The sequence below is a fragment of the Acidiphilium sp. PM genome (genome assembly GCF_000219295.1).
Classification (GTDB): Bacteria; Pseudomonadota; Alphaproteobacteria; order Acetobacterales; family Acetobacteraceae; genus Acidiphilium; species Acidiphilium multivorum.
This window is the reverse complement of the sequence record NZ_AFPR01000035.1, coordinates 1-7,698: the sequence shown is the minus strand read 5'-3', so window position 1 is coordinate 7,698 and position 7,698 is coordinate 1. Positions and strand designations below refer to the sequence as shown.

Annotated in this window: 8 protein-coding genes; 1 reads left to right on the top strand and 7 read right to left on the bottom strand. The window is 59.8% G+C overall.

Features of this window, described 5'->3' with window-relative positions; all coding sequences use genetic code 11:
- Positions 1–191 precede the first annotated feature (191 nt).
- The 5 genes from APM_RS01255 to APM_RS21285 form a co-directional block, all read right to left on the bottom strand.
- Positions 192–407: a hypothetical protein gene (locus APM_RS01255; RefSeq protein ID WP_007421540.1), complete on the bottom strand. Its 216-nt coding sequence runs from the start codon at positions 405–407 to the stop codon at positions 192–194.
- Positions 404–610: a hypothetical protein gene (locus APM_RS01250; RefSeq protein WP_039887459.1), complete on the bottom strand. Its 207-nt coding sequence runs from the start codon at positions 608–610 to the stop codon at positions 404–406. The genes APM_RS01255 and APM_RS01250 overlap by 4 nt, the downstream gene beginning before the upstream one ends.
- 233 nt (positions 611–843) lie before the next feature.
- Positions 844–1,050, bottom strand: coding sequence for a cold-shock protein (locus tag APM_RS01245; RefSeq protein ID WP_007421539.1), 207 nt, complete (start codon positions 1,048–1,050; stop codon positions 844–846).
- 162 nt (positions 1,051–1,212) lie between these two features.
- Positions 1,213–1,806, bottom strand: a complete 594-nt coding sequence (locus APM_RS01240) for a CarD family transcriptional regulator (protein ID WP_050807162.1) — start codon at positions 1,804–1,806, stop codon at positions 1,213–1,215.
- A 280-nt stretch (positions 1,807–2,086) separates the two neighbouring features.
- The gene (locus tag APM_RS21285) at positions 2,087–2,455 is read right to left on the bottom strand and encodes a hypothetical protein (protein ID WP_138919141.1); all 369 of its coding nucleotides are present in this window, start codon (positions 2,453–2,455) and stop codon (positions 2,087–2,089) included.
- Positions 2,456–2,861: 406 nt separating this feature from the next.
- On the opposite strand from APM_RS21285, the gene APM_RS01235 reads away from it, so the two are divergent.
- Positions 2,862–6,161 carry an EAL domain-containing protein gene (locus APM_RS01235; RefSeq protein ID WP_007421536.1) on the top strand — a complete coding sequence of 1,100 codons (3,300 nt, stop codon included), beginning with the start codon at positions 2,862–2,864 and terminating at the stop codon, positions 6,159–6,161.
- 120 nt (positions 6,162–6,281) lie between these two features.
- Here the strand turns inward: APM_RS01235 and APM_RS01230 are convergent, their stop codons facing one another.
- Both APM_RS01230 and APM_RS01225 read right to left on the bottom strand, forming a co-directional pair.
- Positions 6,282–6,860: a phosphonate degradation HD-domain oxygenase gene (locus APM_RS01230; RefSeq protein WP_007421535.1), complete on the bottom strand. Its 579-nt coding sequence runs from the start codon at positions 6,858–6,860 to the stop codon at positions 6,282–6,284.
- Positions 6,853–7,698 (bottom strand): FAD-dependent oxidoreductase (locus APM_RS01225; protein WP_007421534.1); only part of this gene is annotated, 846 nt, incomplete at its 5' end. The genes APM_RS01230 and APM_RS01225, both read right to left, overlap by 8 nt.

The following is a 7,698-nucleotide window of genomic DNA, read 5'->3' as shown; positions in this document are numbered from 1 at the left end:
GGAGCCCAAAAGTCCACCACGACCCCGGACACTACCCCCGTGCGTCATCACCTCAACCTGGCCCGACGGCGCTCCTCCATCAACAAAAAGGCCGGACCGCATACGTCCCGGCTGATAACCCGCTGGGGCTCTTTCGCTTGGCTGATCGTCGCCTGCGGCGCTGCAAGCGCATCCCTTGGGAATCGAGGCAGTCAGACGGGGCTGCGCGCAATCGATTTGATCGCCTCTCTAACCTTGCCCGAAGACCGTTCGATCTCGCGATCCTGCGCCTCTATCTCGGCCTTGACCGCTGCATCGTTGCCGGGACCATCGGCAATTGATTTCAGGATCTTGCGGCGGGAACTGCGGCTGCCATCGGCATAGGTAACATCGAACAGGACAATGGCCCGATCGATTCGGCGCTTCATTGCTTTGCCGCTTCTACCGAGAATTCCGACGTATCCACGTCCGCTGCGTCAGGGGTGTTCGCCTGGATCGGAAGATCGCCTTCTTGGCCCGACTTGCGTCGCAACGCCGCGTCCCGCCTCTCCTGATCCTTGGCTTCCTTTTTCGCCTGCTTGAGGCGGTTGCGCTCTGCGCGTTGCAAGCCGTAATTTTGCCTGAAGACCACTCGTTATTTTCCTTTTGTCTTCGGAACGCGACAGCATCCGAGACGAATTGACCCATTTCGTCGCTCTTGCTCGGAAGCCATAGAGCGTCAGGGCATCATCAACGGCCAGGCAGACGTTTATCCGGGCGCGTGCATATGTCGCCGGGCACGCAAACTTCGGTCACCGTACATTCGCGTTGTGCCGTCAGCGACACCCCATCAGCTGACCGATGGGGTGCGCGATAGACTGAAGGTTAGGCGGCCTGCAAATTCACGGCCGACATTTTGCCCTGCTGGCCGCGCTGCAATTCATAATTGAGCTTCTGCCCTTCATTGAGGGAACCCAGACCCGCACGCTCGACGTCGGACACATGGACGAATACGTCCTTCGAGCCGTCGTTTGGCGTGATGAATCCATAACCTTTTTGGGAATTATACCATTTAACCGTGCCCTGCGACATGGCTTGTCTCCGTCGTTTCGGCGGTCCGCAGGATGCAGACCTATTTACCTTCCAAGAGGGGAAACCGACGGATCAGCGCCGCATGTGAGGGTACACAAACCCCGGCGAGAAAAGTGCCGTTTCGGACTTATGAGCGCTCAGGAAGAAAAACACAACACGGGCTCATGATGCGGCTTCCAGCATGTGCAGCGCGCTGCCATGCCTCAGGTCTTGTTCCAACACCGGGATCATCGCCTCCCGATCGGTTCCCTGCACGGCTGCGAATTCGTCGGCCAGGCGTTCAATCGCAAGCGAATAAAGATTGCGCTGGCTGTAGCTCATATCCTGTCCCGGCATCGCCTGGAGGTCTCTCACGACGCCGGCAAGCGCATTGAGCGCGCCCGAATTGATTTTAAGCCGGTAGCACTCCGACCGTCTCGCCCAGATCGTGCTGCTGACGCGGCGACGCCCCTTCAATATTGCCATCGCCTCGTCAAGTTCCGACGGCGACGACAGTTTTCGCAATCCGCTTTTCCCGACGGCCGCAACCGGAATCCGGATCGTCATCTGCATTTCGGCGAAGAACAGCCGGATGATGGCGACCCTGTAGCCCCCCAGATCTTCGTCGCCGATCTGCTCTATCCGTCCAACACCGTGTGTCGGATAGACGATGAGATCGCCGCTGCGGAAACCGCAATCCAGATCTGGAACCCCAGCCGCCGAATTTCTGAACGCGGCCTCTACCATCGCCTTGGTCATCTGCTTCGCTGCGGCCATGTCGTCCACCCGTTCAATGCTATCATCGATATGGGGAATCGCGGCAACGAATACATCGGCTCAGACGATCCCGATTGGCACGGCGGCCGGGCCGCGCTAATCAAGGTAAATTCTAAAGCAGATCTAGGACCACTCAGAAGGGAGCAGATCACGTTGCCGCAGGCCTTGGCGCGAGGATCGTTCCGGACATTGCACTCCGAAACAACCGCGCCCTATGAAGATTGTTCCATTTTGTGAGCCGCAGATCTATCGCCAGATCGGAATCGTGCAAGCCGCCAGTTCACCGAAGGCGGATTTTTTCGCAGAGGTCCATCGCCGTCTTGCGGATATGGCTGGAGCTTACGGCGCACATCGGCCACTCATGAACAGCGCCAAGAACATCTGATCTTTCCCGCGGCGAGGCGGCTATAAGGCGGCATGCACTGGCCGCCTTATAGCCGAATAAGATCACGGCATTGTGTTTGCCGGAATTGGACGGCACCCGACTCTGCACGCAGATAAATCCATCAGACAAGATGACTTTCTCACCTGATTGAGGATTTTGCCTACAGCGGGACGCAATGCCCGACAAACGATTGGGAATAATCACCATTTGAATCAAAGTACTAATGAAATTTTCTGCCGCACTTGAAGGCGACGTACGCAGCATCGAAGCTCTCAGGTCAATACGAGTCCGGCGCATTTACATTATGCGCGGCAATAAATTATTGGAATTATAACATAAATTTCTTCGTGATTCGAAATTTAATTTCTATAATAATCCCAGCACAAACACGAATCCAAGTATGCAATTCATAACAGTTATGTAGAAGCTATCATTTTATTATTCCACCCACCTCCTTAGATCGGGCTCGTATGGCAATTGAAGGCGTCGATTGTCAGCATCGTAAAATTGAATATCTGAGAGTGAAGCCAGGACGGTCAAAAATTGATTGCGCCGGGACCGTCTCAATTTGTGCGACTTATGATGAGTATTTGCACAACGACGTGATCCGGGCTTGCAACATGATCGACAGTTCATCGTGGAGCGCTCCCGGAATTGAAGGGTAATCCGTATGTGGTCCGACGAAATCGAATTCAAGCGCCAGGCCGCGCTTGCGCGCTATGAAATCGTCGGAACTCCGGCCGAAGAGTGCTTCGACCGCTTCACCCGCATCGCAGCACAAGCGCTGGGAATGCCAATTGTGCTGGTTTCCTTTGTGGATTCTGAACGTCTGTGGCTGAAGGCAAGACGCGGTACGGACCTCTTATGGACGCTACGCGAACACGCATTTTGTGATTACACGGTCAGGTCAGATGACATCTTTGTTGTTGCAGACGCTCGCCTGGACGAACGGTTCTGCAACAGCCCCCTCGTCGTCGAGCCGCCAAATATCAGATTTTACGCCGGCGCACCGATCATCACCGCGGATGGCTATCGCATTGGAAGCATGTGCGTTCTCTCGCCTGAGCCATATGACGGCTTTGATGCCGGCGCACAGCAGCTCCTCGTGGAACTCGCGCACTCGGTGATGACTGAACTGGAATTACGGCGGACCAATCGCGAACAGGCAAAGATTTCAGGCGATCTCGCCTTCTGGAACCGGCTTTCCCAGGCGATTGCCTCGACGCCGGATTTCGATTCTGCGCTCGATCAGACACTTACCTACTGCGCCGAACGCACCGGTGCCACGGTTTGCTTCCTTTCGGCCTATCACACAGCCCATGGGATGGTGGAATACGTCAAGGGCCATATCGTCCCCAACCGTACATTGAAAGGCATGGACGTTTCCAAATGGGCTGGAGTTCACCCTGCGGGACATCTCAGTTTCGGGAAAGCCCTGTCCAAAGGGATTGTATTTGATAGTTTCCCAATGCGGGATCCCGACGAGTATCGTGAATTTCCTTTTTTGCGTGCATTGGTCGAAGCAGGAATTCGCCGTCAGCTTGTCTATCCATTCGATCTCGCGGAGCGCCGCTTCGGCCTCGTGCTCGGTTTTGAAAACCCCGATATCACACGCGACACACACGGTCTGGTGCAGGAATTCATCGCCAGGCTGACCCCGCTGCTGCTGGGGCGCCTGCGGGAGGATGCGCTGGAAAGCGCCAACCGAACGCTGCGGATGATCCATGCCTCTACGGGCGCCTTCGCCCGCGCCTGCACGCCGCAGGCCCTGTTCGACGCAGCTTGCCGGCTCGCAGTTGAAATCGGCGGCTATGATGCTTGCTGGATTGGCCTCGCCCGGAATGATCAGGAGCGGTCGATCCGCCTCGTCGCGAGCGCTGGACGCGGCATCCGGTCTATCTCCAAGATGCGTCTCACATGGGCGGATGAGCCGGACGGCAGAGGGCCGACCGGCACTGCCGTCCGTGAGAAGAGAGTCGTCCTGTTGGCCGATCTCGAAAGAGACCAGGGCTTTGCGCGCTGGCGGGACAGCGCGCTCGCCTCCGGGTTCCACGCCTGCATCTCGCTGCCGTTTGCATCTGAGGAAGGCTCGGTGGTCGGCGCCTTCACACTATATTCGTCGAGGCATCTGGTCTTTGGGGGGGATGAACAGAGGCTATTGGTCGAACTGACCGAGAACCTGACCAAGGCTCTACAGGACGTCACGACGAGGCAGGAGCGCGACGCTGCCTTGATGGCTCATTCAATGAGCGAACAGCGGATCGATCGGCTCCTCACGGCGAGTGGCACGGTTCTCTACACGCTGACACTGATCGACGGACAGGCGGTTCCCGTGGAGATCAGCAGGAATATCCTCAACATGCTGGGCTATGCGCCTGAAGACGTTCATGGCCCGGACTGGTGGCGGAACATCGTGCATCCTGAAGATCTGCCACAGGCCGAACCTGCTGTCGCTCATGCCTGCGAGGCCGGACACTACGTCCATCGCTACCGTATCCGGCATCGGAACGACAGCTACCGTTGGGTACGCGATGAGTTGACGCTGCAACGCGATGCCGAAGGCCGTCCGTCCGGCATCGCCGGCGTCTGGATCGACATTACCGAACACCGGACGGCGGAGGAGGAGATTTATCGTCTTGCGCATCTCGACCCACTGACCGGCTTGCCCAATCGACGCCTCCTGAACGAGCGTCTCGGGACAATGCTCAGCGAAGCGCGGCGGGCCGGCTCGCACGGCGCGCTGCTGTTCATCGATCTGGACCGGTTCAAGAATATCAATGATATGCTCGGCCATACCGCGGGCGATGCCGCGCTCGGAGAGGTCGCACATCGGCTACGCCGCGCGGTGGGTGGGACGGACACGATCGCGCGTATCGGCGGCGATGAATTCGTGGTCCTCCTTGCCGAGGCCGGCGCCACGGCGGAGGATGCGGCTGCCCATGCGACAAGTGTCGGGGGCAAGATAATCGATGCGGTATCCGGCAGGCCGATCTCGATCGGCGCGCGCGAATATCATCTAGGTGCAAGCATCGGATTTACCCTGTTTCCAAAGCCGGCCGACACGATCGACACGCTGGTCCGCGAGGCGGACACCGCAATGTATCAGGCCAAGGCCGGGAGAAACGATGTTGTCTTATTCCAGCCCGCCATGCACCAAGCCATCATGGTTCGTCACGCCATCGAGGATGAGATCCGATGGGCGCTGAAGGACGAGCAGTTTGAAATCTGGCTGCAGGACCAGGTGGATGCGACCGGCACGGCAGTCAGCGCGGAGATCCTGGTCCGGTTGCGGCTGCGTGATGGTCGGATTGCCGCCCCCAACGAGTTCATCGGTATCGCCGAATCCTCCGGCCTGATCGTTCCGCTCGGCCGCTGGCTGCTCCGTGAGGCGTGTTCGATCCTCACCCGGATCGGACGCCATGAGCCTGGCTATGGGTTGTCGGTCAATGTCAGCCCGCGACAATTTCATGACCCCGGCTTCGTCTCCGATGTTCTCACCGCGCTCGACGTCTCCGGCGTGGCGCCCGAGCGGCTGACCCTGGAGATCACCGAGAACCTGTTGATCAGGGATACCCTCGAGATCACGCGTATCATGGGACATCTCGCGGATCGCGGCGTGCGGTTCTCGGTCGACGATTTCGGAACCGGCTACTCGAGCCTGCACTACCTGCGCCACCTGCCGATCCATGAACTCAAGATCGACCGCAGCTTCATTGCCCAGGTGCCCTGGGATGTCTCGTCCGTCGCGATCGTCGAGGCGATCCTCGCGATGGCGCACCGTCTCGACCTCGATGTCGTCGCCGAAGGCGTGGAGACCGCGGAACATGTTGCATTCCTGGGCGCGCGCGGGCGAATGCGAATGCAGGGCTTCTTCTTCGCTGAACCATTGAATGCCACGGCATGGCTCAATCGGAGATTCAATCCTGTTGTGTCGGATGACCTGCAACGCTCCGCGCCCGTCTGCAAGTGAGGTCTTCACAATCTGCGACTGAGCCGGATACCCACATTAACCCTGTGAAGGTTGTTGAATTCGTGATTCACTGCCTCAGAACTTGCCACTACCGACTGAATGAAGTCACTTAATCAGCTTTCACTTTCCTTTTGAAGGCGGAACCACGAACGCAGTGGTTATCAGGCGCTGGTAATGCGCTAGATCCGGCGTTACCGCCTTGGGATCCTTCGCCTGGTCGTCCCATCGGCGCAGCTGCAGCGCCTCGGCGGCGAACGGTGCAGCGAGGAAGGCCTCCACCTCGTCGGGGCTCATCACGCCCCCCTGCAATTCGAGCGACAAGCGCGAGGCGTCGGACAGCTCAGCGAAATAGGCCGGGTCGGTCGCGCAGAGGCAGCGCTTGGCCTCGACATGCAGGCGCACCGGCCCGGCCACCTCCGGCGGCAACACTGCCCGCAACATCGCCGCGCCGAGATCCTCATGAACGTCGTCGATCCCCCGCTGTGCCGCGTCCTCGCCGAGCCCGGCAAAGAGATGTCCGACATCATGAAACAACGCTGCGGCGACAAGTGCCGGCGACGCCCCCTCCCGCTCGGCCTGATGCGCCGTCTGCAACGCGTGCTGCATCTGGCTCACCGCCTCGCCTTGATATTCGGCATCGCCATGCGCGCGCATCCGGCGGAACAGCTCGTCGAGCGTCAGCGGGGCGAAATCAGACATCGGCCACCTCCTGCAGTAGACGGGCGGTCACGCCAAAGGAGAAAGTCATCCCGGCACCGCCGAGCCCGGTGAGAACGGTGACGCGATCGCACGGGTCAAGCCGCGTCGCAGGGCCGTGGTGGCTGCTGACATAGACGCCCTGCCACCGACGGGTGATCCGCAGCGGCGGCAGCACGGTCATCTCGGCCAAATAATGCAGGATGCGCTGGTCCACCGGCTCACTGTTGAACGGCGTGACGTCCGGCCCATAATCGTGGGAATCGCCGATGATCAGCTCGCCTCCCTCATGCTGCGAGAGCAGAATGTGGATGCCGTCGGCCAGCGCGTCGTCGCATTCGTGCTCAAGCCGCGCACGCAGGGCGGGCAGCGTGCGGCAACCCTCAAAGGCAGGGTAGTGCAGCAGCGTCAGCCCGGCGCAGAGGGCGGGGCCTAGATCGAACGGCGTGCCGGTCCGGGCGGCGAGCATTTGCAGCCGCACCGGGCGTAACCCCGCCTCGTGCAGCAGACCGGGAAACAGCGTATCGAGTTCGGCGCCCGGACAAACGACGATCCTCCGCGCCGCCCAACGCGCGCCGCCGGCGACGAGGTGCCCGGTCTCCACGGCGGTCACCGCGTGACGCCAGTGGATCGCGACCCCGAGCCGGTCCACGAGATGGCGGGCGAGGATCGTGAGCGCCAGCGGCGAGCTGATCTGGCATTCGGTGTTGCTGAACATCGCGCCGCGCAGCCCGTCTGGTCGCGCCGCCGGTGCCTGGGCGAGGGTCTCTGCCGGGGTCAGCATGCGGCAGTCATGACCCTCGCCGGTCTGCGTGCCGACGAACTCCTCCAGCACTGCGAC